A 26130-nucleotide genomic window follows, 5' to 3' on the forward strand; every position below is an offset into this window, starting at 1 on the left:
ACTGTTACCGTATATGTTCCTGAGGCTACTCCTGAGATACCAGCTGTAGTTGCGCCATTACTCCATACATAGGTATATGGAGCAGCTCCTCCTGAAGCTGTTACCGTTGCTCCTCCATCTGATAGACCGTTACAACTTACGTTTGTTTGAGAACTTATTGATGCGGCTAAACTAGCACATTGATTACTTACCCAATTTGAGGTATTACCTGTTAGAGTAAAATTTGTTAAAGTTCCATTATATGAGTTTTGTGCGAGATCATTTAATGTTACTTCACTTATATTATTGCCTCCAGGAATACCTTGATTAAAGTTATAATATGCCAAAAGCCCAGATTCACTTCCTAAAAGTCCAGTATTTTTACTGGTATTTATTTCGCTTTGCGTTCTAGCTACTGTCCAAATACGAACCTCGTCAATATCTCCGTCAAAATTCTCATTTATATTATTTCTACCCATAGTTACTGGGTTATTATTGGCTATTAAACCCGCCCCAATTACACCTGTAGTAGTATCTTTTAATGTACCATCTATATATATTCGCATTTCCGAACCATCCCAAACTCCTGCTACATGAGTCCAAGTACCTACCTGAGCTGCTTCAAAATCAACCTGTTTAAGTCCAGACCCGTCGTTTATTATAAAACTATACCTTTCTAAATCACGTCTTAAAACAAACTGCATGTTATTATTACCAGTGGCATAGTTTCCAACAACAACACCTAATCCACTAGTGGTTTCTGGTCTTACAAACGCTTCAACTGTAAACGTATTAATACCTTCAAGTAAGCTATTCATATTATTTCCTAAATTGACTTGATCATTAATTCCATCGAAGTTTAATGCATTAGTAATGTTTGGGACTGGAGAGCCTTCTAACCAATTTGAAGTTGTCCCCGTTAGAGCAAAATTGCCTAATGTACCATCATAATTATTAGAAGTAATATCATTCAATGTAGTCTCCGTACTGTTGTTGCCGCCAGCATTTCCTTGATTAAAGTTATAATATGCTAATAAGCCTGCTTCATTACCTAAAAGCTCAGAATCTTTATTGCTGTTAATTTCGCTTTGGGTTCTTGCAACTGTCCAAATACGGATTTCATCTATATCTCCATCAAAATTCTCATTTATATTATTTCTCCCTATGAGAATTGGATTTGTGTTATTAGGAAAGCCAGAGCCTGCTACTCCAATTGTTGTATCTTGTAAAACACCATCAATATAAATTCTTATTTCTGAACCATCTAATACCCCAGCTATATGAGTCCATTGGTTGACTTGAGCTGCTTCAAAATCTACCTGTATAAGTCCAGTTCCATCATCAATTAAAAAATTATATCTATTCAAATCTCTTCGCAAAAGAAATTGCATACCGCCACTTCCTGTATTGTAATTACCAACTATTACACCTAAACCTGAAATTGTTTCTGGTCTTACTACCGCCTCAATTGTAAATTCTGTAACACCAGAAAGAGCTGAATTCATACTGTTACCAATATTTACTTGATCATTTACTCCATCAAAATTTAAGTGTGAGCCTTCTTGTGAGAATCCTATGGAGGTTACCATCAAGAAAAAGTTAAAAATTAGTAGTGTTTTCTTCATAAAATTTGGTTTAAAATTATGAAGCGAAACTATTTAACCATCTAATTACAATAATATCCCGAAAAGAAAATAATAGCCCAATAAGACATTTTAAGACAAAAAAATTCTTTTAAAAGCCCTTAATAACAGATTAAATGTAAAAAAACTAATGTTTAAGCTTATTTTACATGTGAAGGAAGTACATTATGCCTCTTTTGAAATGCTTTAGTAAACTTACTTACATTTTCATAACCAAATTTCTGAGCCACATCTTTAATAAATAACTCATTGGTTTCAATATAACCATAAGCGGAATCCATTTGCTTATTTTGAAAGTACTTAAAGAGAGATATGCCATACATTTTTTTGAAATCTGCTTTAAGCTTAGTAGGCGAAATTTTAAATTTTTCCGAAATATGGTCTATTCCCGGAAACTTTCCATATAAACTTCCCATTAAAAAATGTTCTACCTTTTCTATGATAATGTGATCTTTAAGTTTTAAGTTATTAAACTTTAAGCCCTCGATATACCCTACTTTATTAAAAAAGGTATCTAAAATATTATATGTGAGTTTTTTTAAAACGAAAAAATCTGGTTTATGAGAATTGCTAAAAGTAAAATCGAAGTTTTGTATTATTTCCCCAAAGAAGTTGTCATTATACTTTAGGTTTATAAATTTTTTATTAGAATTGGTAAACAAATCGAGAGTTTCGGGTAATACATTTGGTGCATTAAGAATATTTTTATCTGCCCATTCCTCATTAAAGTAAATAATGTACATTCTCTCTTCTGAGCCTTTAAAATGACAATGTAAAAAGTCCCCTTTAGGCTGAATGAATGATAATGATTGATTTTCCACTTTGTATGAATTAGACTCAAAAAAATCCGAGTCATATTCGTTTTCTACAAAATTAAACGTTAAACAATAGTAATTAGATGGTAAAAACTCATCATATATAGGCCTATATGATACATTATTCTTGTAATACATCTTAGGATTAAGTATCCATAAACCTTCTTCTAATTCTGCAAAGAAGCAATTTCCGTTAACAAAAGGAGTGTCTAGATAAAGCATTTGCTTTTCCCTATCTACCTTCATAAAAGGCATTCTTTCAGAACTCCGAATTATTAGCTCTGGTGAATTAGATAAATATGATAAATTAAAGAATCCTTCCTTATAAACAAAAAAGTATTGTTTTGAAGTATTAAACCAATTAGTTAATCTTTTTAATAGCATTATTCCGACTTAGAGTTGACGAAAATAGGAAAATCCAACAATTTAATATTCTTTTTTGTACGCTTTATTGTTAACAATACATTAGACCCCAAAAGCCGTAACAACTAAATTTCTCTCTCCTCCGTAGTCTCGGTGTTCGCATAAATAAATACCCTGCCAAATGCCTAGGTTTAGTTTACCATTTGAAATAGGTATTTGTACAGATGCTCCCAATAAAGAGGATTTTATGTGCGCAGGCATATCATCTGATCCTTCGTAAGTATGCTGGTAATATGGTGCATTTTCGGGTACCATTTTATTGAAATGGCTTTCAAAATCGGTTCTAACCGTGTAGTCTGCGTTTTCATTTATGGTTAAACTTGCAGAAGTGTGTTTAATAAATACTTGTAGCTGACCAATTTCAATGTTTCTAATCTGAGGTAATGCACTTAAAACTTCATCTGATATTAAATGAAAACCTCTGGAGTAGGCTTTTAGCTTGATTTGTTCTTGAAAAAATTTCATGTTAACTTTATTGCTTAACGAAAATACAGAAGGTAACATTATTTTTAAAGTTTCACGCAACCTTTCTTAGCAATTGTTATCTAGATACTAAAGACTAAATTAAATACTATGAAAAGAAGCATTTTAATTATTGGCGTATTTTTTTTATTAATTTCCAGCTGTAGCTTGGAGAATGATAATAGTAATGAACCTACACAAATTACACTTAAACATTGGAACCTAATTAATGTAAGTGGCGGTGTTGCGGGTGTTGATGTTGATTTTAATGTGGGAGATATTATTTGGAATTATGACCAATTTAATAACTTATTGTATGTTGAAAACTCAAATACTGATGATACTTTAATTGATGGTCTGGATACGGGCACTTATGACTTTTACTTAATTGAATCGAATTCTAAAGTTTATACGATTTTAGATGTTAATGAATTTGGTGAGATTTATACCTCCGAAACCGATACTACCATTTTAACAATTAATCAAAATAACTTATCTACGGGATCTATTACAGACGGTTTTGTGTATACGTTTAAAATAACAACGAGTGTTGTTGAAATCTAAATTAGCCTTTTAAGTTTTTTGCTTCTTTTTTCTGGCTGCAGGAAATAATACATTGTTTAAAATAAGTCTATACCCCGGTGATGTTGGGTGCAAATCTAGTTCTGTTTTAGCATCCCCTACTCTATGTTGATAATCTTCGGGGTCATGTCCGCCGTAAAAGGTAAAAAAACCTTTTCCTTTAATTCCGTGGATGTATTTTGCTTCACCATTTATTTTAGTCTCGCCCATTACTAAAACATTAGATTTTATTTCTTCTCTAGTAAAAGAAGTTGTTTGCCCCATAAATCCTTTTACGAGTGCTGTATGATTTTGACATAACATAGTGGGAATTGGATCCCATTTAGCTGAGAATTCCATTAGGGTAAAATAATCGGTTGTTTTAGTAACTTCCCTACGTTTTCTTGTCATATCTATAGAAGAGAATTCATAGACAATAGGACTTCTCTCCAAAGTAAAATCCTTAAAGGCAAAGGTCTTATTGAAATCAATTTTATTTTGATATCCTGCATCGCTTCCATCTCCATCAAACATAGGCTCACAAATATCTATATCTTCTGCCGATAGGGCAATATCAAAACTATCTGTAGCGCTGCACATTGCAAACATAAATCCTCCTCCAACTACATAATCTCTAATTTTTAAGGCCACATCTCGTTTTTGGTCCGATACCTTATCATAGCCTAGTTTTTGAGCTAGTGCTTCTGCAGACTTTTTTGCTTCGATATACCAAGATGCCGCTCTATAAGCTCCATAAAACTTACCGTATTGCCCAGTAAAATCTTCATGATGCAAGTGTAACCAATCATAGAGCAATAAATTATCATTTAACACTTCTTCGTCATATATAGTTTCATAAGGTATTTCGGCATAGGTTAATACCATGGTAACGGCATCATCCCAAGGTTGTTTTCCTTTTGGAGTGTAAACTGCTATTTTGGGTGCTTTTTCCAAGACCACAGCTTCCATGTTTTTACTTGGACTGCTTATTTCTTGCAGAATTGATTCTGCCATTCCTGAAGAAATCAATTCAAAAGAAACACCTCTTATCTGACATTCTTTTTGAATTTCTTCTGTGTCTGGTAACAAGAAAGAGCCGCCTCTATAGTTAAGTAGCCATTTAACTTTTAAATCTTTGTTTAGTGTCCAATATGTTATACCATAAGCTTTCAAATGATTTTTTTGGCTTTCGGCATCCATTGGAATAAGTACATAGGATGCAAAGGCATTTATGGAAATCAAAAGAAATAGTATTGCAGAAAATATTTTTTTCAAAATTGGGACTATCTTTAATGAGATTTCTTGCGTTGCTCGAAACGACAATTAATTATTTGATGAAGATACTTAAAAAAATATCTAAATGAAATTGTTTAACTTTTTGTTTGGAGAAGACTAATCTACCTCAAAAACTAAAAATTAAAATGGCACATCATTGTCATCTTCTTCATTAAATGAGCTACCGAATGCCTGATCTGGAGTAGCGGTAAATCCATCTGGCTTAAACGTATCATCATTTGCTGCAGCATTCATTTTTGAGTGGAACTCAAATGGAGAATCAAAATCATCAAGGTTATCAAATTTACCAAGATGTCCTAAGAACTTCAATCTAATGTTCTCTAAACCACCATTTCTATGCTTTGCTATAATAAACTCCGCTTGACCTTCTGTTGGTGAACGCTCTTCATCATCCCATTCATCAATTTTATAGTACTCTGGTCTGTAAATGAAACTTACGATATCTGCATCCTGCTCAATTGCACCAGATTCACGTAAATCGGATAATAAAGGTCGTTTGCTTCCTCCACGAGTTTCCACAGCACGAGATAACTGCGATAACGCAATAACTGGAACATAAAGTTCCTTAGCTAAAGCTTTAAGGTTTCTAGAAATCATTGAGATTTCCTGCTCCCTGTTACCGCCATGGGCGCTACCACCTGTCATAAGCTGTAAGTAATCTATAATGATAAGTTTAATACCGTGTTGAGATGACAAACGACGGGCTTTCGCTCTTAAATCGAATATAGAAAGTGATGGTGTATCATCAATATAAAGCGGCGCTTTCTCTAACCCCTTTACCTTTACATTAAGTTGTTCCCATTCATGTTTTTCTAACTTACCAGTTCGTAATTTCTCTGAAGACAATCCTGTTTCACTGGAAATTAGACGTGTAATTAACTGTACTGAAGCCATCTCTAATGAGAAAAAAGCAACAGGAATATTTTGATCTACGGCAATATTTCTTGCCATAGATAGTGTTAAAGCTGTTTTACCCATACCAGGTCTTGCAGCTACAATAATTAAATCTGAAGGTTGCCAACCCGAAGTAAGCTTATCTAATTTAGTAAAGCCTGTTGGTATACCACTAAGCCCTTCTTTATTAGAAATCTCTTCTATTTTCTTTTTGGCCTGAATAACTAAGTCTTGAGCAGACTCACTGGATTTTTTAATATTTCCTTGAGTAACCTCGTAAAGTTTGGATTCTGCCTTATCCAGAAGATCAAAAACATCTTTTGTCTCATCGTATGAATCTTCAATAATTTCGTTCGAAATTTTAATCAAACTTCGTTGAATGAACTTCTGTAAAATTATTCTAGCATGAAACTCAATATGTGCCGAAGAAGCCACTTTCTGAGTTAAAGAAATAAGGTAAAAATCGCCACCAACCATTTCTAACTTTGCATTCTTCTTTAATTGCGTAGAAACGGTTAATAAGTCTATTGGTTCACTATTTTCAAACAGCTGAAAAATAGCCTCGAATATATGTTGATGCCCTTCTTTGTAGAATGCTTCCGCACTTAAAATGTCAATAACCTCATCTACACCTTTTTTATCTATCATCATAGCTCCTAACACAACCTCCTCTAAATCAATAGCTTGAGGCGGTATTTTCCCTTTTTCAAGGTTGATTAGGGTGCTCTTATCTACTTTATATCCTTTAACTTGGTTAGGTTGTTTCATGACTACTAAAGTAACTAAAAAGGTAACGTAATTAACAATTAGGTAACATTCGATTTTCCACTAACAGTTAACAATTCAACTGTTAATAACTTAAAAATATTGTGAATAAGCATAAAAAAAACCTGAAGATCGCACTTCAGATTTTTATATTTATAGGTTTTAAAAGGATTAGCCTTTAAACACTCCCATATTAGCATATTTATCCATACGCTCTGAAACCAAATCTTTTGGTGATAAGTTTTTTAAGGCTTCATATGTTTTAAGTATTTTGGCACTTACAGTAGAAAATGTCTTTTCTCTATCTCTATGTGCTCCTCCTAAAGGTTCCTTTATAATTTCGTCTACAACTTTTATTTTCTTGGCATCGGTTGCTGTAAGTTTAAGTGCTTCTGCAGCTTGTTCTTTATACTCCCAGCTACGCCACAAAATAGACGAGCAGTTTTCTGGAGAAATAACAGAATACCAGGCATTTTCTAACATTAGCACTTTGTCTCCAACACCAATTCCTAAAGCTCCACCAGAAGCTCCTTCACCTATAACAATAGCTATAATTGGTACTTTTAAACGCGACATTTCTAAAATGTTTCTTGCAATAGCTTCGCCTTGTCCACGTTCTTCTGCTTCAAGACCAGGATACGCACCAGGAGTATCAATAAACGTTACTACAGGAATCCCAAATTTTTCGGCCGATTTCATTAAACGTAACGCTTTTCTATAACCTTCTGGGTTAGCCATACCAAAGTTTCTATACTGTCTTGTCTTTGTATTGTAGCCTTTTTGCTGACCAATAAACATAAAACTTTGGTCTCCGATTTTACCTAAACCACCAACCATTGCTTTATCGTCTTTCACATTTCTATCGCCATGTAACTCTAAAAATGTATCACCACAGATAGCGTTGATATAATCTAAGGTATAAGGTCTGTTAGGATGACGTGATAACTGCACCCTTTGCCAAGGTGTTAAGTTTTTATAAATATCTTTTTGAGTATCTGTAAGCTTCTTTTCTATTTGAGAACAAGTTTCCGTAACGTCAACTTCACTTTCCTCTCCTATTACTTTACACTTTTGAAGTTGTTCTTCTAGTTCTTTTATTGGAAGCTCAAATTCTAAATATTCCATAAGAATTTTATTTATGCTATTATCTTTGGTTAGTCTGCAAATATAAAAACTTTATACTTGTTTAACCTCTAAGTTTTTTTCTTTTTAGTTTTCTTGAGTTTTTTAAAACAGCATTAAGTAATACGGTTGTAATAATAACAATAGCTCCGTAGTAAAAATAAGGACTCATCTTTTCCTTTTCCGGGAACAACAGGAGTGCAAGTAAAATACCATAAATAGGTTCTAAATTATAGGTTAAAACTACCGTATATGGGCTAATGAGTTTCATTACATACACTAATGCGATGAAAGCATATGCCGTACAAACTGATGCTAAAATGAACAAATACATATAGTCGTAAATTGGAATATTAAAGAATGCTGCATTAAAGCCTCCTTCGAATAAAATAATGTATATGGTTATAAAGAAAACTCCGCTCAAAAATTCATAAAATGATATTGTAGTTGCCGAGTGTTGTTTTAAAAAACTACCATTTAGAACTGCGAATAATGACGATAAAAATGCTGAAGAAATACCAAGTATAATGCCTGTGAGGTATTCCATTTCACTTTGAGTTATTATGAAAACACCCAATATCACAAGTATACCTAATAGCATTTCATACCAAATGATTTTTCTTTTGTAAACAATTGGTTCTATAATTGAAGCAAAAAATGCTCCCGTTGAAAACATGGACAGTGTAATAGAAACGTTAGATTCGTCTATAGCAGCAAAAAAGGTAATCCAATGTGCTGCTATAAGAATTCCGGCTATTGATAGTTTAACAATGGATTTGGGTCTAATACTGATTCTAACCTTAGCAACTTTAATGTAGATAAACATTAAAATTGTTGCTATAAGCATTCTGTACCATACTAAAGGAATTGCTTTAATGGTAATAAGCTCTCCTAAAATAGCGGTAAAACCTGCTATTACAACTAAAATATGAAGGTGTAAATAGTTCTTAAACTTAACGCTTGGCATTATACAAAAGGTAAGTCGCTAAAATACCAAAAATGAAATTTGGAAACCATACCGCAATTAAGGGTGGAAAATCTGATTGTTCTGCCATTACTCCAAAAACCTTATCAAAGAAAACAAATACCATTGCTATACAAATACCTAAGGCTAAATTTACCCCCATACCTCCTCTCCTTTTAATAGAAGAAACAGCCACAGCAATAATGGTTAGAATAAATACAGATACAGGTAAACTCCATTTGCGATACAGCACTAATTGAAATCTACCAACATGAGCTGAACCTTTAGCTTCTTCTGCCTCAATGAATCGTTTTAAGTCTCCGTAATCCTTAGTCTCGGCGGCATAAATAACTGGAATAAGGTCTTCAACTTTAAAATCGAAAAGTGTATCCTTTCGTCTAAGTGATTCAATTTTATCTTCGTGGTCTAATACATCTCTTTTCGTATATTCTATTAGCCTGTATATTGTATCTTCAGGCACATACTTAATGGTATTAGCTGTTATTTTGTATTTAAGCTTGTTACCTTCAAAATGTTCAAGTGTAAAATTACTTCCGTAATTATTTTTAGTATTGAAGCTACTTACATAAATAATTTCGTTATCATTTATTTGTCTAAAAACGTTAACATTATCTATAGCTTTTTTGCTCTTTTTTAAATGCTTATACGTAAAATCATTGAAGCCTTCACTGGCTTTTGGTGCTAAATACATTCCTAGTAAAAGAGAAAACAAACCAACAATTGTAGCGCCTATTAGATAAGGTCTTAGAAAACGAGTAAAAGATACTCCCGAACTTAAAAAAGCTACAATTTCAGTATTGTTTGCAAGTTTTGACGTAAACCAAATTACCGATAAGAATAAAAATAAAGGAAACAATAAATGGGCGAAGTAAATGGTAAAATCTAAAAAATACTGAAGTATCTCAGGCATAGACGCATCGCTATCTAATATTTTACCAATTTTTTCGGCTAAATGTACTGTAATTCCAATAGGAATAAACAGCAATAACATCATTGTAAATGTCATTAAATAGCGCTTAAGTATGTACCAATCTAGTATCTTCATCCTCTCCTAACCTCTCCTAAGGAGAGTAAATAATGGGTTTTTGTTTCTTATTAAATGGATTATAAACGTTTATCCATCTGTTTTACCATTGTATCTTTCCAGGTTCTAAAATCTCCTGCTAATATATGTTTTCTAGCTTCTCTAACCAACCATAAATAGAAGCCTAAATTATGTATCGTTGCTATTTGTTTTCCAAGTAACTCATTTACAGAAAACAAATGACGCAAATAAGCTTTACTATACTCTGTATCAACAAAAGTGATGCCCATTTCGTCTATAGGAGAAAAATCATCTTCCCATTTTTTATTTTTTATATTTATTGTTCCGTGGGCTGTAAATAACATACCATTTCTAGCATTACGTGTTGGCATTACACAATCAAACATGTCTACACCTAACGCAATATTTTCTAAAATATTGATTGGCGTACCAACTCCCATCAAATATCTTGGTTTATCCTCTGGTAAAACACCACAAACAATATCTGTCATGGCATACATTTCTTCAGCGGGTTCACCAACCGATAAACCACCTATAGCATTGCCAACAGCCCCTGAGTTCGCAATATATTCGGCAGATTGTAATCTTAGGTCTTTATACGTACTTCCTTGTACAATTGGAAAAAACGCTTGACTATAATCGTATTTTAATGGTGTTTTTTCTAAATGTGCTATACACCTATCTAACCACCGGTGCGTCATATGCATAGAGCGTTTAGCATAGTTATAATCACATGGATATGGCGTACATTCATCAAAAGCCATTATTATATCTGCCCCTATACTTCTTTGGATTTCCATAACATTCTCTGGAGTAAATGTATGGTAACTGCCATCTATATGACTTTTAAATTTTACACCTTCTTCTTTTATTTTTCTATTTGCTGATAAAGAATAAACTTGGTAGCCTCCTGAATCGGTTAAGATATTTCTATCCCAATTCATAAACTTATGCAAGCCCCCTGCCTTTTCAATAATATCGGTTTGCGGACGTAAATATAAATGGTAGGTATTACCCAAAATAATATCTGGATTAATATCTTGTTTTAACTCTCTTTGGTGCACCCCTTTTACTGTGGCTACAGTACCTACAGGCATAAAAATTGGCGTTTCTATAACACCGTGATCTGTAGTTATTTTTCCAGCTCTTGCTTTACTTTGAGCATCTTGCGCATTTAGTTGAAACTTCATTCCATTTATTTAATAAGTGCACAAAGATAATTAACTGAAAAATGATATCGTTTGTAATAAAAGAATTTCTTAAAACCAACTATCCCAAAGGCAAGACTCGGGGGTATTTTGCTGGTTTATTTTAGCCTCGGGGCCAAAAACCAAAATTCTATTATTTAGATTCTCGTTTTCACGGGAATGACAATTTAAATGGAAACCCAGATACAAGCATGCGGGGAATTCTTTTCGATTAAAAAGAAAATAATTTAGTTTTGGCAACGTTTTTGATAATGTTAAACAAATCTTAAAACGAACAGTTATGAAACTATTTAAAAATCATTTTTTCACTTTACTTACTATTGTGTTTATCTCTGCCACTTCAATGGGGCAAACAGCTAAAGGATTTGGTCTTAAAGGCGGTTTAAACTATAATGCTAATGGTAATTACTTTGATTCCGTTAACGAAAACTCTAAAAACCCAGATAGAAATATTGGATACCATATTGGTGTTTTTGGAAAAATTGGAGATAAAATCTATTTAAGACCAGAGGTCATTTACACTAGTACTAAAAGCGACTATTCTAATGATAGTTTTGATATGCAAAAGCTTGATGCTCCAATTCTTGTTGGTGCTAAAATTCTTGGACCTTTAAGCGTTTTTGGAGGACCTTCTTTTCAATACATTTTAGACTCCGAATTTGATGGTATTTCTATAGATAACATTGAAAACGATTTTTCGGTTGGTTTAAACTTTGGCATAGGATTTAACCTAAAAAAGGTTGGTATTGATTTAAGATATGAAAGAGGATTTAGCAATAACGAAGCTTCTTTTCTACAAAACAATAGTGTTAATGTAGATAGATTAGACACAAGACCAGATCAATTAATTTTGAGTTTATCACTTCTACTTTAATTCTTTAGTTTAAATAAATAAAAAACCTCGCTAGTTGCGAGGTTTTTTTATGGTTTTTTATTCTAATTCTCTACAATCAGGATTTAGATTCTTTATCATCTGGGTCCAAATAATTTGGTATACCATCACCATCTGTATCATCATTAGTCGGATCTCCATCATCATTTAAATCTTCGTTTATTGTTGCTACACCATCACCATCATCATCAGGATCAAAATAGTTATGTACACCATCTTCATCGGTATCATCTCCATCAAATAAACCTTCTTCAGTATTTAATGAGAAAAAATCATCTCCATTTAAATCTTCCATATATGATGGAATTCCATCACCATCATGATCATTTTGACGCATTTGTAACAAATCGAATTTAAAGATTAATGGAGAGTATTGAGGAATGCCCGTTGTCACTCCAGAAAAATATGCTAATCCAGAAGGAACAAACATTACCCCTGAACCATGATTGTTATATGTTATTGTTCCATCGCCATTTTCAACAAAACTTTCAGCAACATTAAAAGTTGGGAATACTTTTGTCCATCCTACTACTCCGCCCATAGTAGACACCAAGTCAATGGTAAACGGTGTAACTTTAGAATCGAAGGCATCTGTTAAATCATTTAAATCATCATCCATAGTATAACCTTCATAAAGCACGGTTATATTGTCAGCAAATGTTGGAGACGCAGCTCCTCCTCCTTGGTTTAATCTTAAAATATAAAACTCGTAATCTGTGTCTGCAAAATTAGTCTGATGGGTTTCAACGGCATTTATTAATAAAGAATCTGCATCCTCAGAAATGTTATCTTCAGCTCTTACCTCTTTGATAATTAAATCCTCAATTTTCGGATTTGGATTACTGTCAAAGGCACTTTTATTATAATAACGGTTTCTAAAATAGTCTAATAAAGAATCATTATCCTTCATCTGTTGTTCTCCTCTATCCCTAATTTCAACGACAACTTCATCATCACTGTCATCATCGTTATTACAGGATAAAAAACCTAATGTTAAACAAAATAATAGCAGACTAACTTTCTCTAATTTCATATGCAATCTAAATTTTAAACTCAATTATTGATTAGACTTAAGTTTTAATAAAGAAATCAATATTACCAATGAAGTTTAATTATGTGTATTTTTGATGGCGCAAGATACAATTTTAATATAATCTTGCATAATAACATTAACGTAGTTTTAGTAATAATTATATGCGTGTAGACAAGTATTTATGGTGTGTTAGATATTATAAAACTAGATCTTTGGCAACAACAGCTTGTAAAAAGGGACAAGTAAAAGTAAACCAAGATGTAGTAAAACCTAGTAGAGAAGTTTATCCTATGGATGTTATTGAGTTAAGAAAGAACCAAATTAATTACCAATTAAAGGTTAATGATATACCCGAACACAGGGTTGGCGCTAAATTGGTTGACATATACAGAACAGATACAACTCCTAAAGAGGCTTTTGAAGCACAAGAGTTATTAAAATATTCTAAAGACTATTACAGAAAAAAGGGTACTGGTAGACCGACTAAAAAAGATAGACGAGATATTGACGAATATAATAATGAAATTGACTAATTTTATATTTTGATTTTTTAATTCAGACATATGGAGGTTAAGGACAACGTTATTTTAAATCATACCGAGATTAAACATAAAATTAGACGCATAGCTTTTCAGATTTACGAAAGCAATGTTGACGAACAAGAGGTTATTCTAGCTGGTATTGATAAGAATGGTTACGTATTAGCCAAAAAATTAAAAACAGTACTTCAGAGTATTTCTGATATAGACCCTATACTATGTAAAGTAAGTATAGACAAAAAAAATCCGCAATCTGACATCTCCACATCTCTTACTGAAGATGATTATAAAAACAAATCCTTGGTATTAATAGATGATGTTCTTAATTCTGGTACCACTCTAATTTACGGAGTAAAACATTTTTTAAACGTGCCTCTAAAACAGTTTAAAACAGCTGTTTTAGTAAACAGAAACCATAAAAAATACCCTGTAAAAGCCGATTTTAAAGGTATTTCTTTGTCAACTTCTCTTCAAAGTAATGTTAATGTTATTTTAGAAGGAAAAACGTTCGAAGCTATTTTAGAGTAATTCTATTATCTCTTTGGCTACTTCCTTTTTAGTTTTATCATCAGTAACAACAATGTGTTCTGCTTTACTGTAATAATGGGTGCGTTCAAACAAATGTTTACCAATAAACTCCGTGAGTTCTTCTTTGGTCTCAATATGAGCTATTAATGGCCTTTTTGCCTTTTTCTCAATAAGCTTATCTGCCAATTTACCAATTGAAGCTTTTAAATAAATACTCTTTGCACTTTTAGCCTCTAATATGTGTTGCATATTGTTTCCAAAGCAAGGTGTGCCTCCTCCCAAAGATAAAATAACATCTTCTTCTAACTTTAAAAGTTCTAATAGGTACGCTTCTTCTTTTTTTCTAAAATAGATTTCTCCTTTGGTTTCAAAAATCTCTTTTACTGTAGCCTTTTCTTTATCTTCTATATAATCATCTAAATCTATTAGTTTATAATCTAACTTTTTGACTAATTTTCTACCAATTGAAGACTTTCCAGACCCCATATACCCAATTAAAACAAGAATCATTTTTACGTTATAAATTGATTATTAAAAACATACGTTTAAGCGGTGCAAAAAAACAAAAAAATATTTTAAAAAAGCATTGTTTAATTAAAAATAGGTGTTATATTTGCACCCGCAAACAGCAATATGCTAGAGCAGTTAAAAATGACCTGGTAGCTCAGTTGGTAGAGCATCTCCCTTTTAAGGAGAGGGTCCTGGGTTCGAGCCCCAGCCCGGTCACTAAATAGGATAACAACCACAACCAAAACCTTGCTAATTATATGATTAGCAAGGTTTTGTGGTTTTTAGACCATCATTTTATTTGATATGATTTGGTTATAAAAGTTCACAAATCGTCAACATTTTAATCACTTGAAAAGTGTTGACGATTATCGCTGTAACTTATTGATTATGTGAATTATAACTGTTTTGACTTTCGTCTAAATGTTTAACAATTAAAGACGAAAAACATGCGTACCTCATCAACATTTTCGGTCCTATTTTGGACCTATTCCAATCGAACCAAGAACAATGAAACCAACGTTTACGCCCGTATAACGGTAAATGGCAGGAGAGTTAACCTAAGTTTAAAACAGAAGGTTCACATTGAGTTTTGGGATCCCAAACGTCAAAAAGCCAAAGGAAACAACGGTACCTCAAGGGAATTAAACTTCTATCTAGACCAAACAAAATCCAATATTGTTCGATGTTATAGGGACCTTAAGGAACAAGGGAGGGTGGTCACGGCCCAGCTTGTAAAGGCCAGGTTTTTAGGAGAAGACAAAAAGAAATACTCCATGAGTGATATAATAGAATATCACAACGATACCATGGCATGTAAATTAAGTCCAAAAACCATGTGCCATTACCGCACAAGCCAGAAGTACATCATTGCCTATATTAACGATAAGTACAAATCATCCGATTACTATTTGCAGGATCTTAATTATGCCTTCGTTCTCGGTTTTGAAAGCTTTCTTAGAACCTATCAACCTAACCATTACCAAGGAAGAATAGGAAATAATGCGGTCATGAAACATATCCAAAGGCTACGTAGGATGATAACACTTTCCTATCATTTGGAATGGATCGACAGGGATCCTTTTGTAAAGTTTAAACCAACCCTAGAAAAAAAGGAACGTGAATTTCTGACTTCTGATGAACTAGTAAGTATTGTGAACCTAAACACCTCTATTGAAAGATTGGGAGTTGTCAGGGATTTGTTTTTGTTCAGCTGTTATACCGGCATATCCTATGGGGATATCATGAAGCTTTCGGAAGAAAGTATTGCGGTCGGGGTCGATGGAGATCAATGGATAATGTCCAAAAGGAACAAGACCAATATAACTTTCAAGATACCCATTTTACCGATGGCCGAAGATTTAATAAAAAAATATAAAAACCATCCAAGGACCCAAAATTCAAAAAAGTTAATGCCGGGCATATCGAACCAACGCCTGAACAGTTATTTAAAGGAAATTGCCGATTTGTGTAAAATCAAAAAGAACCTAACCTTCCATATGGCCAGGCACACATTTGCAACAACAGTCACCCTTAGTAAAGGCGTCCCAATAGAAACCGTCTCAAAGTTACTTGGGCATACTAAAATAGCAACGACACAGATTTATGCCCGTGTGGTTGAAAAGAAAATCAGTGAAGACATGAAAAGATTGAAAGAGCAATTAATTTGAAAAAATAGAAAGCCTGATTAACGTCAGGCTTTCACTTTAGCGATGCTTTAAAACTATTTTCCTATTCCCATTCAATTCGTTAAGTTCCACTAACATCTTTTCATTTTTACCTGGGACAAACTTAGGCAGCACATAAACGAATTGAACAGATGCCTTATCTTTTATCACTTTAGGCTTGTTATGTTCGTATTTCCCTTCCATATGAAGTTTTTGAAACGAAGATTTACTTTTCCTGTCTCCATTTACTCGAAAAACATTCAAATAATCCACCTCAAAATCTATCCCCGAATTATTATCTAGGTCAAAAACCATATAAACTTCGGCATTATCATAGACCAGCTCCAGTAATTGAAGTTTGATACCATACTTTCTTTTAGAAGCAATTCGTTTGGGATCATTTTTTAAAAGATAATCACTAAACTTTTGATAATATTTTATCCGACTATCAGATCTGTTTTTTTCCATTGGAACTTTTTTGGCAGGCTCCGGTTTTTCATTTCCTATGCTTTGCCTTTCAGAAACGAAATAATTGAGTTTTGAAATGGAATCCTTATATTTCAAAATATAGGAATACACTTGACCATCACCTGTTATGGTTAATAGATTGCTTTCTCCTCCAGGTTTCGCCTGTAGCAGTCCAAAATACTGCTCCTTTTCCCTATTATATGTAAATACGAAATTGGAAGCCCCTGTAATACCTTGTCGTATTGGACTGTTAAAAAACAGAGCCACATTTTTGGTGTCATTTGCGTAAATGGTATCTAAAGGTTTTTGAGCTTTAATGGCGTTCGATAATATGAGCAGAACTATAATAATATATGGTTTCATGGTTTTAGGTTTTATGTATTAATAGGGTTTGAGCAGTAATTGATAATCATCCTCAATGGTGACCTTCACTGCATTGTTATTTCTCCTGAATATCCTTTTGATACCGCTGACTTGTGGCACGCCAACAATATTAATATCATCGACCACATCACCCACTACTTCTCGCCTGGCCTCGGCCTGAAAGCTGTTTTCAATATAAATGCCCTCTGCTCCATCCTGTAGATCAAAAGCATTCAGTTTTACGGGCTGATGGTTAACATTTTCAATGGTCAATAAGGTCCTATTGGGTTTAAAACTTACAAAAGCATAAACCGGAGTGTTTCTTGGAACCATTTTATTATTTATCAGTGCTTCTTTGGTCAATCGCATTTGTAAACGATAACTCTGTTTTATCATCTGTGTACCATCCACCCGGGCGTAAATGATACTGTCGGTATGACTTATTTCTTCTTTTCCATTCTTGATTGGATCTGAAGCAAAAAACAATTGGTGTTCCAAGCCGAGTTCCTTCAGGTCTATTTTAGGTTCAATAGGTATTGAATCTTTCGCTTGGAGATAGCTTTTAGCTTTTTCTATCTCTCGCTTTTCCAATGGCTTTTCTTTATAATCATTCTCATATTGGTCATCATCAATCGAATTAATAAACCGGATATCATTGTATATACTGTCCACAATGCGTTTCTTTTCTTTTTCCAAAAGATTTGCATCATACACACCCATGGAATCCAACAAGTACTCCTCATAAATACTCGGAGCATTTGTCTGTTTTACTTCTTTTAAATTATCCAGTGCTTCCAGCTTGGATTTGTATTCCTTTTGCTCATCAGTGAGTTCCGGAACAGGCAAGGTATTATGATCCAATCCCGATTCTGGTTCCTCACCAAAAGTTAATGCTGCATAAGCCCCTATAAAGAGAACCACGCTCATTACAACCAGGGCAAAGACTATTTTGTTCTTTTCTAATGTCATCTTTTAATATTTTTAATTTGAATTGTTGGCCTCTAGCTTTCTTAACTTGTTTTCAAAAAAATCGGTAATCAATAGGCCGTGGGTATTATTTGGAAAGTGTCTATCCACGTGTATCAAATGACCTGTAGTAGTCAACTCATAAGTATCGATTATGGCCCCTCGGTTTATTTCAAAAACGGTCACAGTTTCAAACTCATAAGGTTCAATATCTTTGTTTACCCTTGATTTTATGCTTACAATACGTTGGACCAAAGAATACTGCAGCAACCTATTGTAGACGCCATCCGCTTTCTTCTGCCCATAAACAGCGTCTACAGAACTATTTCCTAGCCATAAAGCCTTCTCCAAATGCTTTTCGTAGTTACTGGCATCAATTCCATAGAAATAGGAATGAAACAATTCCAAGTGTGCCAGTATTTCAACTTCAAGGTTCTCTTTTTGGGAAACCATCTTCAATGGTATCACGTGCCCCTCTGAGTTTACTACAAAAGCATTTTCTACGCTTTCTTTATGTAGTTTTACAACCATGAGGACAGAACAAATACAGGTCAGTATGGCTCCGGTGACCACTGTCAAAACCACAAATCGGTTTAACTTTAATACGCTATAAATATTTTTATAGGGTGTTTTCATACTAGATTTTATTTTTTTCTATTTTCTTTTGACTAATCAACCTTAGGCCGTGAAGAGTTTAAATACAAATGAGGTGGCTTTTTTGTAGAGTTTGAATTTTAGCAGTACGATAAATCCAATGGATCCAAATTGTAACAGCGGCGCAAAAAAATTGCTTCCCCAATCGGTCCCGAATAAATTCCCCCAGAAATTGATGTTGATCTGGGTATAGAGATTGTTCACAAATACATTCACCAGAAAAAATGCCGGTACCAACATATATACACCTGCATAAAGTTTAAAGAAATTATAGGCCAAGCCCCTAAACTTTTCAAAAACTGACAGACTTATAACCAATGGAAAAAAGGCCTGCATAATTCCCAATAGAAAAAACCGTTCTGCCAGAAACAAGGGATAAATGAACAGGTCTAAAAGCCATAGAAACATACCTCCAATGAAGGCTAAGGTCTTTAATCCATACAATGGTGTAACCAAGGCTTCATACAACATGGCCATGGCCTTTTTGGCGGCTTCCAAAGCACCCACATCCTGTTCCAGGTCGATATCCTGCATCTGTAACGGGAGGAGCGCTGGAGCCGTGTCCCTATATTGGTTCTCAATAGCAACAAGAATACCGTCAAATACATCTAATACCTGAGTTGAAAAAATTACGATAATCACCACCGCAAAATTTTTGGCCAAATCTGAAGGTGTCAGCCCCCAGGTATATCCATCCTTGTTTGCTACGCCCTCATTGTATTTCTTTAGAATGTTGATCAGGAAAAACAATATGGCAAGCGTCTTCATCCCTGTTATGGTATACTGGGCGAAGTCACTATCTTTTATCGTAGTGAAAACAGCATCTACATATTCTAATCCCATGACTATAACTGCTATCGGTGTTGATTAATGCTCTGCTTCCCTGTTATTGATAATATCCTGCATTTTTCTGAATGCTATAATCTCACGGTAACGCTTCGTCTTGGATTCAATCTCTACCACCATTTCTTTTGATTTAATCTCCATGTCCTTTAAAACTTCCGCGCGTTCTGCATCGGTCATTTTTAGGGCATTGCTCGAAAGTATCTTCTCGATATATTCCAGTCCTGAGAGGGAGTTATCAATAATAGAATTAAACGATCCCGATACCCTACTTACCTCCTCGGATTTTATATATGGGGAATTCAATATCTCCCTTAAATCCCTTTGAACAATTTCAAAAAGTCGTTGGTTGTTTCGTGTCAATTCCCTAACTGCTTTCAGCTGTTTTATAACATTGTTTACTTGCTCAATGTTTTCCTTTTGCTGTTTCATGAACTCCACGGTCTTCAACAGTTGTGAAGTCTGCTTTGCAGATTCTATCAGGGATTTTGTAAAACTGATAAAATTGGTATTATCATATACAGGCATCCCCTGGGCCACAATGTGGCCTGATGTTAAAAGGGCAAGGATTAGTGCCAGCCCTAAGGTTCTAATTTTGATGTTGTTCTTCATGTTCTTATTGTTTAAATGTTAATATTAAATACTGTTTAAAATTCTTATCCTATAAATATTTTGATGGCTTCTTCCATATCATTCGTTTTTCCATAAATGTCCATGATGGCCTGGTTTTCTTTTCCATCAGTGAGATAAGCTGCGTAAACTTCCTTAGGGACTTCCAACCTAAAAATGTTGCTCTCATTACCGATCTTGATAAACATTTCCGTGTACTTTCGATTCCCGGTCAAGTTGTTTCTGATGGATTTTAACTGGTTCAGATCATGGCTTGACAGATTGAGCCGCTTTGCTAATTCTTTATAGCCCTTTTCATTCCGCAAGCTGTAAATCACTTGAGTATTCTCCAAGATACTGGCCGATGTTGAATTATTAGGCAATTGGTTAATGGACTGTAGAATGATTCCAATAGCACCGTTCTGCTTTCTAATGGCCTGATAATAGAATTCCACACTTTCCAGAACATTGTCAAACTTGAGCTGTTTGGCAAACTCATCAAAAAGTATAATCCCCCTTTCGGACCGATTTCTCCAAATGGTCCTTTGAATGGCCGACTTGATAAGCTTTAGCATAACAGATAGGATTTCCTTATTGTCCTTGACTTCATCCAGTTCAAAGACAATCATACGTTTGTCCTCGATCTTATAGGTTTGATCCTCTTCGACATTAAAAAGGAAACTGTAAAGTCCATTATCTACGTATTCGGAAAGGATGTGCAAAAAGTTATAGACGCTAAAATGTTCCTCCTTTATTTTAAGATGTTGAATGAGGCCATCTTTCTCATCATCAACAAACCGATATAATGAGGCCAATGAATGCTTTGTTCTTACTTGGTTGTAATAATAAAGCAGCACCTTTTTTACGGCTACCTGTTTTGCTTTGGAAACCTTGGTGCCTTCTGCTAGCAGTTCCAATAAAAAAACAGCCAAATCTTCCAGTCGCTCCGGTGTCAGATCGCTCTCATGAGAAATAAAGAATGGATTGATCCCGAGGTTCTTTCCTTGCTCGTAACGAAGGATGATGTGGTTATTGGGATACAGTTTAGCGAACTTGGAATACGAACCTCCCAAATCAATTATCACCAACCTTACCCGGTCTTCAAAATACTGCCTCAGGATATTATTGGCCAAAAAGGATTTACCTTCACCCGTAGGCGCAAAAATGGCAAAGTTCCGAGCCTTGATCCGTTTTTTTCCTTCATCCCAAACATCCTTTAATACCGGGACATTATGTTGCCTATCATTAAAGATGATTCCGGTGGTATCCGACAAATAATTTGTGTTATTTATAAATAGGCATAGCGCATGCTTTAGATCCGTAACATATAGGTCTTCATTTGAAAAATTGGAAGAAAAACAGCAAAAGGAATTAAGAAAATAGTTCTTCCGCTCCTCTCCTTGTGGATAATAGGGCACAATATCCAGTTCCTTAAATTCTCCTTTTATTCTAGACGCTATATTGTCTAACTCTTGGGCTTCCGAAGACCAAAAGATGATATTTAAGTGCCCCCGAATGATTCTAGAGGCATCATCTTCATTGATCTTTTCAACAATGGCTTCAATCTTTTTTAGGACCACTTTGTTTTGGGTTCCGAAATTGGAACTTTTACTGAGTTCCTCTATCTTCTTTTCAAGTAACTTTCTCCATTTATGTTTGTCATCCAGATAAATAATCTGGTTGACTATATGGTTTTCATTTAGGTTTAGCCCCAATCCATCTATAAAACCTTGATGGAATACAAAGTCATCCGAAGTAAACCTGTCATTGGTTTTACTACTCTGTATGGTTTCACCAAAACAGAGTTCACTGTTGACGGCCAATACATCAAAAAAGTTATTACCTATTTCTATGTCATTTTTCTTAAGCTGAATACTTGTATCAAATCCTTCATTGAAGCCATTGAAATAGGTTTGGCCTAGCTCCAATATTTCATTCTCCCCCAATTGGCTTAGGGATATCCTGCTACCATTATTGATATAAGAAACAGCGTCGTTAACAGCGTTTACAAATTCTTTCAGATTATGATCCATCTTTTTATGGATGCCCTTTTCAATTTTCCGAAAGGGATTGACAAACTTTGAATTGTTCAAAGCTTTGTTTAACGGCAGTATAAAAAACAGATAGCTCCTATGCTTTAGGTAATCGCGTCCCTTGAAATGATCGTGTGTCGCTTTTTGAAGGAAAGTACCATTCGGTAATCTGTCCGCCTCATAATGCCCTTTTTTATAAATATCCTGCTTGTGGATTACCGTCCCTATAGGCAATGATTTGAAGGCCTGAAACCAAGTACCATGCATGGTGTCAAAATCCGATTCAGATTGTGAATAGATCTCTGGTAAATCAGCTTTATAACAAAGCACCACATTTCCATTATTGGCAAAAACCATATGACCTTGGATTTCTATAATGGGATGATAATTGGAAAGGTTAATACTATTCATAATACAAGTGGCTTTGTTTTTTGTTGCTTATGGTCTTTGGAAAAACTTTTTTAAAATGAAGTAAAGCGGGGTTTTTCGATAACTCCGTTAGAGCTACGAACAGCATAACATTCCATATCACTACGCTTATGACAACCATAAAACTGAATGAAAAGATGACAAACAGTAAGGAGCCAATCACTGACATCATCATCAGGGCAAACAGTGATATGGGTAAACCCATAATCACTGCCCGTTTTCTGATGTTCTTATAAACTTCGAATCGTTTCATTATCGTATCTGATAAAATGGTAAAAGTCGCTTAGCGACCTAGACTACGATTCCTATTAGGTAGGTGAAGATGCCTACTACCGCTCCAGCTATCAGGACGAACACCAATACCCGGGTTATCCCTTTTTTGAGGTCCGCGTTTTCACCAAAAAAATGGCCGGCATTAAAGAGGAAGCCAATTAAAAAGATAACGCCCAACAAAATTGGGAAAATGGCACGAATGGTATCGGAAACATCATTAACGGAATCTTCAATGCCTCCTATTTGGGCGAAAATGGTATTGGAGATTAAGAGTAAAAAAACGGTTGGAAATAGTGATTTTTTCATATTGAAATCGATTTAAAAATTGCTTGATTTTGATATATGAAAATTACGCCCTATTTCAATTCATTTTACTGATTTACAGTTATTTGTTAGCAAAATAAAAATTGATTTCATCCATTCCAATTTGATAAGAATTGACATCAATTTATATTGAGCATTGATTGGTTCATGTTGATAACAAAAAAAACTTTGAACTATTATAAGTCTTAAAAGGTCAATTTTTAATTACTCACTCCTGAATTTTGGATTTATTCGCATTACTTTTTACTGTACGCCTAGCTAATTAACTTCTCTTATCCCTACTCCCATTATCAAAAGCAACTAGGTTAAATAGTTCCCTCATTCTGCTGCGAACTCTACTTCCGTAACGGTCTTCCAATTCATGGGCATTCAGATTGGTTGTTCCATGGGTTTTAAGCCTATATTTTAAAAAGAGCTCATGCCGGGAGAGCAAAACCTCCCCCAAGACATTGCAATCTTTTCCAAAATGGCGGCCAATCGGCTCGATTCCCAAATCATCAAAACAGTAAAAACTGTGGTCTCCGTATTGTTTTATAATTCTATAGCCAATGTGATTGAAGGCAAAGGTTATGTTACGCGTGGGGATGACATCATAGGGCGTGTAATGGGGCGTTATATGACGGATAAGTTTCATCAAACTGGTCTTTCCACAACCGACCGGCCCAGATAATAAAATTCCTTTTCTTAGATCAATATCCAGTTTTTTACAGGTAGCCCAATCCCGTATTTGATAATTGCAAAGCTTATATATTATTGCTCTATCAGATTTATGAATCTTAAAATGCGCACCAAACAACAGCTTACCTTTGGCTTCCAAGTAAATTAGTATTTGGTCAAAGTCATATAAAATCTCATTTCCCTTTAATGTTCCCAGCTTATATTTTGTGCCTCCTTCGGTAATTATATGCGGGGTTATCAATTTCATAAGGGCTCATTGTAATTTTTATCCGAAGTTGTCTTTAGGTTGTCCCCTATTGGGACAGTTGCTTCCTGTTTGCTTCCGTTTTCAGAATTGGAACCTTTTAAATTTTTAAAATTTTGCTGTTTGTTATTGTTTTTATTGTTTTCTATAGTTTGTATATGTTTTAATATAGGTACCAATGCTTGTCCATCACTTGTTTCAATTTTGGTACGGCCTAGGTACAGAGCTTGTTCATCACTTGTCCCGAAATTGAACATCTTTATCCGGCTCCCTTTATACGGATTATGCGAAGGCATATAAATAATATAACTCCAATGGCTAAGCTCCTTGATACACCGATGGTAAGTTGACTTAGAGCCAATTTTTGAAAACTCCATGACATCCTCCCTGCTGATATAGAATTCCTCCCTAAAAAAGTTATAATTCCATAATTGAAACAGGGCCACGTACAAACTAATATGGGTCGGGTTCAGTCTTGAATCTTTTGAGAACTGTTCAAACACGGCATTTAAGTGCTTGATATAATTGATTTCCTGCAAAGCACTTTTAAAATTTATTATGAATCCTGTTTTTTTCCAAAACCTCCAAGATCTCCTGATAGTCGTAATACAGTATACCTCCTATTTTTGTATACGGTAAGGTCCCATTTATCCTTAGGTTTTGTAGGGTCCCTGGTGAAACCCCCAGAAGTTCCCTGACCTCTGGCGACTTCAACCATTTCTTTGCTGGTTGGCCATGTTGATTGTTCAATAATTGTTTGATTTCATCCAATAGTTCAATTTTAAAATCATAAAGATCTTCTGTAGTAATAATTGTTGCTCCCATTCATTTTGGTTTTAAAAAGTAAAGCCGCCGGCAAACCAATAATAGTTTTTGGACGACTTTACCCTGATTTGACTTTCGCATTACAAATCTGCGAGCCTATTTTCAATTATTATCAATAGCAGCCCCCAAGGTGGGGGATTTTCTTCTTCATTATTTTTGATAGCCTTTGACCTAGTCTAAAACACGACACTTGACAACCTAGGTACAATCCTAACTTAAACCAAACAATTAAAACGGTCGAATAATTTTCCCAACTTGGGGCCATCTATGGATTATTCATCCAATTCTTCAAACCGCCTGTTTAGTGCTTCGATCAGTTTATCCAAGAATTTGGTTTTGCTACATTTCCTTGCCCTTATTTCGATAAAGGTGTGGTAATAATTCCCAAGTTCAACATTAAAGACCTGTTCAAACAAGGTTGCCATTTCCTTAATATCAGCTGTACCGCTATTAATGGCCCCACTGCTATGGAGGGCGTATATCAGTTCAATTAATTCTGTTTTGCTTCCGGTCCAGAAAAGCTTTGATGATTGCTTCATCGGATTTGATTTAAAATTCTCTGTATTGCTTTCTAATTTCTCAATTTCCTGTTGCAGGTAAACTATGAGCATATCGTAAGCCATTATTATGGCCACCGTACAATCCTGGCAAGTTGAAAACTCTTCATCAATAAAGAAATGAAAAGACTCGGTGGGTGAACGTAAATCCGATTGACCCCTAACAAAATATTGTTCATCCAAAGTAGTCGCTCCTCTGCGATAGTAGTGATAAAACTCTAAATTGTCATTAAAATAAAGTTGAAGCTTATTGATCTGGTTATTTAAGTATTTTACCTGGAACTTTGAACTGCTCCGAGGTCTTTTACTTTCAATATTATACAACTTAACATAATAGATTAACTTACTAAAGATTTGTGGCTTTATATGTTTGAAAAACCATACCTCATCCTGGATGGTTTTAAATCCTTTCTCTACAACATTTTTACGCAGTTGTTTCATGCACCTTTCGGTGTGGGCGATTCCCTTTTCCGCGGTGTACAACACATCATTGTTAGAGG

27 protein-coding genes and 1 tRNA gene are annotated in these 26130 nt (G+C 34.6%); 6 read left to right on the top strand and 22 right to left on the bottom strand.

Annotated elements, in window-relative coordinates; translation table 11 throughout:
- The 3 genes from FUA24_RS03220 to FUA24_RS03230 all read right to left on the bottom strand — a co-directional run.
- A partial coding sequence (locus tag FUA24_RS03220) for a LamG-like jellyroll fold domain-containing protein (RefSeq protein ID WP_148540028.1) occupies positions 1 to 1604 on the bottom strand: 1604 nt, incomplete at its 3' end.
- Positions 1605 to 1762: 158 nt separating this feature from the next.
- Positions 1763 to 2821 carry a helix-turn-helix domain-containing protein gene (locus tag FUA24_RS03225; RefSeq protein ID WP_148540029.1) on the bottom strand — a complete coding sequence of 353 codons (1059 nt, stop codon included), beginning with the start codon at positions 2819 to 2821 and terminating at the stop codon, positions 1763 to 1765.
- An 81-nt stretch (positions 2822 to 2902) separates the two neighbouring features.
- Positions 2903 to 3325, bottom strand: a complete 423-nt coding sequence (locus FUA24_RS03230; RefSeq protein ID WP_148540030.1) for a secondary thiamine-phosphate synthase enzyme YjbQ — start codon at positions 3323 to 3325, stop codon at positions 2903 to 2905.
- 108 nt (positions 3326 to 3433) lie between these two features.
- On the opposite strand from FUA24_RS03230, the gene FUA24_RS03235 reads away from it, so the two are divergent.
- Positions 3434 to 3886: a hypothetical protein gene (locus tag FUA24_RS03235; RefSeq protein ID WP_148540031.1), complete on the top strand. Its 453-nt coding sequence runs from the start codon at positions 3434 to 3436 to the stop codon at positions 3884 to 3886.
- Between the two features lie 9 nt (positions 3887 to 3895).
- On the opposite strand, the gene FUA24_RS03240 is transcribed toward FUA24_RS03235, so the two are convergent.
- The 6 genes from FUA24_RS03240 to tgt form a co-directional block, all read right to left on the bottom strand.
- Positions 3896 to 5083, bottom strand: coding sequence for an asparagine synthetase B (locus tag FUA24_RS03240; RefSeq protein ID WP_148540124.1), 1188 nt, complete (start codon positions 5081 to 5083; stop codon positions 3896 to 3898).
- A 216-nt stretch (positions 5084 to 5299) separates the two neighbouring features.
- On the bottom strand, positions 5300 to 6841 hold the full coding sequence (dnaB, locus tag FUA24_RS03245; protein ID WP_148540032.1) for a replicative DNA helicase: 1542 nt from the start codon (positions 6839 to 6841) through the stop codon (positions 5300 to 5302).
- Between the two features lie 168 nt (positions 6842 to 7009).
- On the bottom strand, positions 7010 to 7963 hold the full coding sequence (locus tag FUA24_RS03250; RefSeq protein WP_148540033.1) for an acetyl-CoA carboxylase carboxyltransferase subunit alpha: 954 nt from the start codon (positions 7961 to 7963) through the stop codon (positions 7010 to 7012).
- A gap of 61 nt (positions 7964 to 8024) precedes the next feature.
- Positions 8025 to 8927: a DMT family transporter gene (locus FUA24_RS03255; RefSeq protein WP_148540034.1), complete on the bottom strand. Its 903-nt coding sequence runs from the start codon at positions 8925 to 8927 to the stop codon at positions 8025 to 8027.
- Entirely contained in the window at positions 8914 to 9990 is a 1077-nt protein-coding gene (locus tag FUA24_RS03260; protein WP_148540035.1) for an LptF/LptG family permease, read from the bottom strand. Before FUA24_RS03260 ends, FUA24_RS03255 begins: the two co-directional genes overlap by 14 nt.
- 59 nt (positions 9991 to 10049) lie before the next feature.
- A complete protein-coding gene (gene tgt, locus FUA24_RS03265) occupies positions 10050 to 11180 on the bottom strand; it encodes a tRNA guanosine(34) transglycosylase Tgt (RefSeq protein WP_148540036.1) in 1131 nt (376 codons plus the stop codon).
- A 298-nt stretch (positions 11181 to 11478) separates the two neighbouring features.
- Between tgt and FUA24_RS03270 the strand changes: the two genes are divergently transcribed.
- Complete coding sequence (locus FUA24_RS03270) at positions 11479 to 12072, top strand: outer membrane beta-barrel protein (protein ID WP_148540037.1); 594 nt, start codon at positions 11479 to 11481, stop codon at positions 12070 to 12072.
- Between the two features lie 76 nt (positions 12073 to 12148).
- On the opposite strand, the gene FUA24_RS03275 is transcribed toward FUA24_RS03270, so the two are convergent.
- Positions 12149 to 13123 (bottom strand): FKBP-type peptidyl-prolyl cis-trans isomerase, encoded by a 975-nt coding sequence (locus tag FUA24_RS03275; RefSeq protein ID WP_148540038.1) that lies wholly within the window; start codon positions 13121 to 13123, stop codon positions 12149 to 12151.
- A 161-nt stretch (positions 13124 to 13284) separates the two neighbouring features.
- On the opposite strand from FUA24_RS03275, the gene FUA24_RS03280 reads away from it, so the two are divergent.
- Positions 13285 to 13656, top strand: a complete 372-nt coding sequence (locus FUA24_RS03280; protein ID WP_148540039.1) for an RNA-binding S4 domain-containing protein — start codon at positions 13285 to 13287, stop codon at positions 13654 to 13656.
- A gap of 30 nt (positions 13657 to 13686) precedes the next feature.
- Positions 13687 to 14190, top strand: a complete 504-nt coding sequence (locus tag FUA24_RS03285; RefSeq protein WP_148540040.1) for a phosphoribosyltransferase family protein — start codon at positions 13687 to 13689, stop codon at positions 14188 to 14190.
- On the opposite strand, the gene FUA24_RS03290 is transcribed toward FUA24_RS03285, so the two are convergent.
- Positions 14182 to 14700, bottom strand: coding sequence for a shikimate kinase (locus FUA24_RS03290; RefSeq protein WP_148540041.1), 519 nt, complete (start codon positions 14698 to 14700; stop codon positions 14182 to 14184). The genes FUA24_RS03285 and FUA24_RS03290 overlap by 9 nt on opposite strands.
- A gap of 143 nt (positions 14701 to 14843) precedes the next feature.
- On the opposite strand from FUA24_RS03290, the gene FUA24_RS03295 reads away from it, so the two are divergent.
- A tRNA-Lys gene (locus FUA24_RS03295) sits at positions 14844 to 14916 on the top strand.
- A gap of 230 nt (positions 14917 to 15146) precedes the next feature.
- Positions 15147 to 16367, top strand: a complete 1221-nt coding sequence (locus tag FUA24_RS03300) for a site-specific integrase (protein WP_148540042.1) — start codon at positions 15147 to 15149, stop codon at positions 16365 to 16367.
- Positions 16368 to 16403: 36 nt separating this feature from the next.
- Here the strand turns inward: FUA24_RS03300 and FUA24_RS03305 are convergent, their stop codons facing one another.
- The 11 genes from FUA24_RS03305 to FUA24_RS03360 form a co-directional block, all read right to left on the bottom strand.
- Positions 16404 to 17195, bottom strand: a complete 792-nt coding sequence (locus FUA24_RS03305) for a DUF4138 domain-containing protein (protein WP_148540043.1) — start codon at positions 17193 to 17195, stop codon at positions 16404 to 16406.
- Between the two features lie 18 nt (positions 17196 to 17213).
- Positions 17214 to 18164: a conjugative transposon protein TraM gene (traM, locus tag FUA24_RS03310; RefSeq protein WP_148540044.1), complete on the bottom strand. Its 951-nt coding sequence runs from the start codon at positions 18162 to 18164 to the stop codon at positions 17214 to 17216.
- 12 nt (positions 18165 to 18176) lie between these two features.
- Entirely contained in the window at positions 18177 to 18797 is a 621-nt protein-coding gene (locus FUA24_RS03315) for a conjugal transfer protein TraK (protein WP_148540045.1), read from the bottom strand.
- Between the two features lie 42 nt (positions 18798 to 18839).
- Entirely contained in the window at positions 18840 to 19658 is an 819-nt protein-coding gene (locus tag FUA24_RS03320) for a hypothetical protein (protein ID WP_148540046.1), read from the bottom strand.
- 24 nt (positions 19659 to 19682) lie between these two features.
- Positions 19683 to 20270, bottom strand: a complete 588-nt coding sequence (locus FUA24_RS03325; RefSeq protein ID WP_148540047.1) for a conjugal transfer protein — start codon at positions 20268 to 20270, stop codon at positions 19683 to 19685.
- Between the two features lie 44 nt (positions 20271 to 20314).
- Entirely contained in the window at positions 20315 to 22711 is a 2397-nt protein-coding gene (locus FUA24_RS03330; protein WP_148540048.1) for a TraG family conjugative transposon ATPase, read from the bottom strand.
- A 309-nt stretch (positions 22712 to 23020) separates the two neighbouring features.
- Positions 23021 to 23308 carry a hypothetical protein gene (locus tag FUA24_RS03340; protein ID WP_148540050.1) on the bottom strand — a complete coding sequence of 96 codons (288 nt, stop codon included), beginning with the start codon at positions 23306 to 23308 and terminating at the stop codon, positions 23021 to 23023.
- 280 nt (positions 23309 to 23588) lie between these two features.
- Complete coding sequence (locus tag FUA24_RS03345) at positions 23589 to 24251, bottom strand: ATPase (RefSeq protein WP_148540051.1); 663 nt, start codon at positions 24249 to 24251, stop codon at positions 23589 to 23591.
- Complete coding sequence (locus tag FUA24_RS03350; RefSeq protein WP_317131925.1) at positions 24248 to 24625, bottom strand: hypothetical protein; 378 nt, start codon at positions 24623 to 24625, stop codon at positions 24248 to 24250. The genes FUA24_RS03345 and FUA24_RS03350 overlap by 4 nt, the downstream gene beginning before the upstream one ends.
- A 169-nt stretch (positions 24626 to 24794) precedes the next feature.
- Positions 24795 to 25073 (bottom strand): helix-turn-helix domain-containing protein, encoded by a 279-nt coding sequence (locus FUA24_RS03355; protein WP_148540053.1) that lies wholly within the window; start codon positions 25071 to 25073, stop codon positions 24795 to 24797.
- A 272-nt stretch (positions 25074 to 25345) separates the two neighbouring features.
- A complete protein-coding gene (locus tag FUA24_RS03360) occupies positions 25346 to 26071 on the bottom strand; it encodes an RteC domain-containing protein (protein WP_246146936.1) in 726 nt (241 codons plus the stop codon).
- Positions 26072 to 26130 lie beyond the last annotated feature (59 nt).

The sequence above is a fragment of the Seonamhaeicola marinus genome (assembly GCF_008085455.1).

Coding starts and splice junctions, on each gene's coding strand:
- FUA24_RS03330 (WP_148540048.1), bottom strand. CDS start 22,711: ATGAATAGTATTAACCTTTCCAATTATCATCCCATTATAGAAATCCAA.
- FUA24_RS03275 (WP_148540038.1), bottom strand. CDS start 13,123: ATGAAATTAGAGAAAGTTAGTCTGCTATTATTTTGTTTAACATTAGGT.
- FUA24_RS03225 (WP_148540029.1), bottom strand. CDS start 2,821: ATGCTATTAAAAAGATTAACTAATTGGTTTAATACTTCAAAACAATAC.
- FUA24_RS03230 (WP_148540030.1), bottom strand. CDS start 3,325: ATGAAATTTTTTCAAGAACAAATCAAGCTAAAAGCCTACTCCAGAGGT.
- traM (WP_148540044.1), bottom strand. CDS start 18,164: ATGACATTAGAAAAGAACAAAATAGTCTTTGCCCTGGTTGTAATGAGC.
- FUA24_RS03345 (WP_148540051.1), bottom strand. CDS start 24,251: ATGAAATTGATAACCCCGCATATAATTACCGAAGGAGGCACAAAATAT.
- FUA24_RS03240 (WP_148540124.1), bottom strand. CDS start 5,083: ATGGATGCCGAAAGCCAAAAAAATCATTTGAAAGCTTATGGTATAACA.
- dnaB (WP_148540032.1), bottom strand. CDS start 6,841: ATGAAACAACCTAACCAAGTTAAAGGATATAAAGTAGATAAGAGCACC.
- FUA24_RS03235 (WP_148540031.1), top strand. CDS start 3,434: ATGAAAAGAAGCATTTTAATTATTGGCGTATTTTTTTTATTAATTTCC.
- FUA24_RS03285 (WP_148540040.1), top strand. CDS start 13,687: ATGGAGGTTAAGGACAACGTTATTTTAAATCATACCGAGATTAAACAT.
- FUA24_RS03340 (WP_148540050.1), bottom strand. CDS start 23,308: ATGAAAAAATCACTATTTCCAACCGTTTTTTTACTCTTAATCTCCAAT.
- FUA24_RS03290 (WP_148540041.1), bottom strand. CDS start 14,700: ATGATTCTTGTTTTAATTGGGTATATGGGGTCTGGAAAGTCTTCAATT.
- FUA24_RS03325 (WP_148540047.1), bottom strand. CDS start 20,270: ATGAAGAACAACATCAAAATTAGAACCTTAGGGCTGGCACTAATCCTT.
- FUA24_RS03255 (WP_148540034.1), bottom strand. CDS start 8,927: ATGCCAAGCGTTAAGTTTAAGAACTATTTACACCTTCATATTTTAGTT.
- FUA24_RS03360 (WP_246146936.1), bottom strand. CDS start 26,071: ATGAAACAACTGCGTAAAAATGTTGTAGAGAAAGGATTTAAAACCATC.
- FUA24_RS03250 (WP_148540033.1), bottom strand. CDS start 7,963: ATGGAATATTTAGAATTTGAGCTTCCAATAAAAGAACTAGAAGAACAA.
- FUA24_RS03350 (WP_317131925.1), bottom strand. CDS start 24,625: ATGGAGTTTTCAAAAATTGGCTCTAAGTCAACTTACCATCGGTGTATC.
- FUA24_RS03270 (WP_148540037.1), top strand. CDS start 11,479: ATGAAACTATTTAAAAATCATTTTTTCACTTTACTTACTATTGTGTTT.
- FUA24_RS03280 (WP_148540039.1), top strand. CDS start 13,285: ATGCGTGTAGACAAGTATTTATGGTGTGTTAGATATTATAAAACTAGA.
- FUA24_RS03300 (WP_148540042.1), top strand. CDS start 15,147: ATGCGTACCTCATCAACATTTTCGGTCCTATTTTGGACCTATTCCAAT.
- FUA24_RS03305 (WP_148540043.1), bottom strand. CDS start 17,195: ATGAAACCATATATTATTATAGTTCTGCTCATATTATCGAACGCCATT.
- FUA24_RS03315 (WP_148540045.1), bottom strand. CDS start 18,797: ATGAAAACACCCTATAAAAATATTTATAGCGTATTAAAGTTAAACCGA.
- FUA24_RS03355 (WP_148540053.1), bottom strand. CDS start 25,073: ATGGGAGCAACAATTATTACTACAGAAGATCTTTATGATTTTAAAATT.
- FUA24_RS03320 (WP_148540046.1), bottom strand. CDS start 19,658: ATGGGATTAGAATATGTAGATGCTGTTTTCACTACGATAAAAGATAGT.
- tgt (WP_148540036.1), bottom strand. CDS start 11,180: ATGAAGTTTCAACTAAATGCGCAAGATGCTCAAAGTAAAGCAAGAGCT.
- FUA24_RS03260 (WP_148540035.1), bottom strand. CDS start 9,990: ATGAAGATACTAGATTGGTACATACTTAAGCGCTATTTAATGACATTT.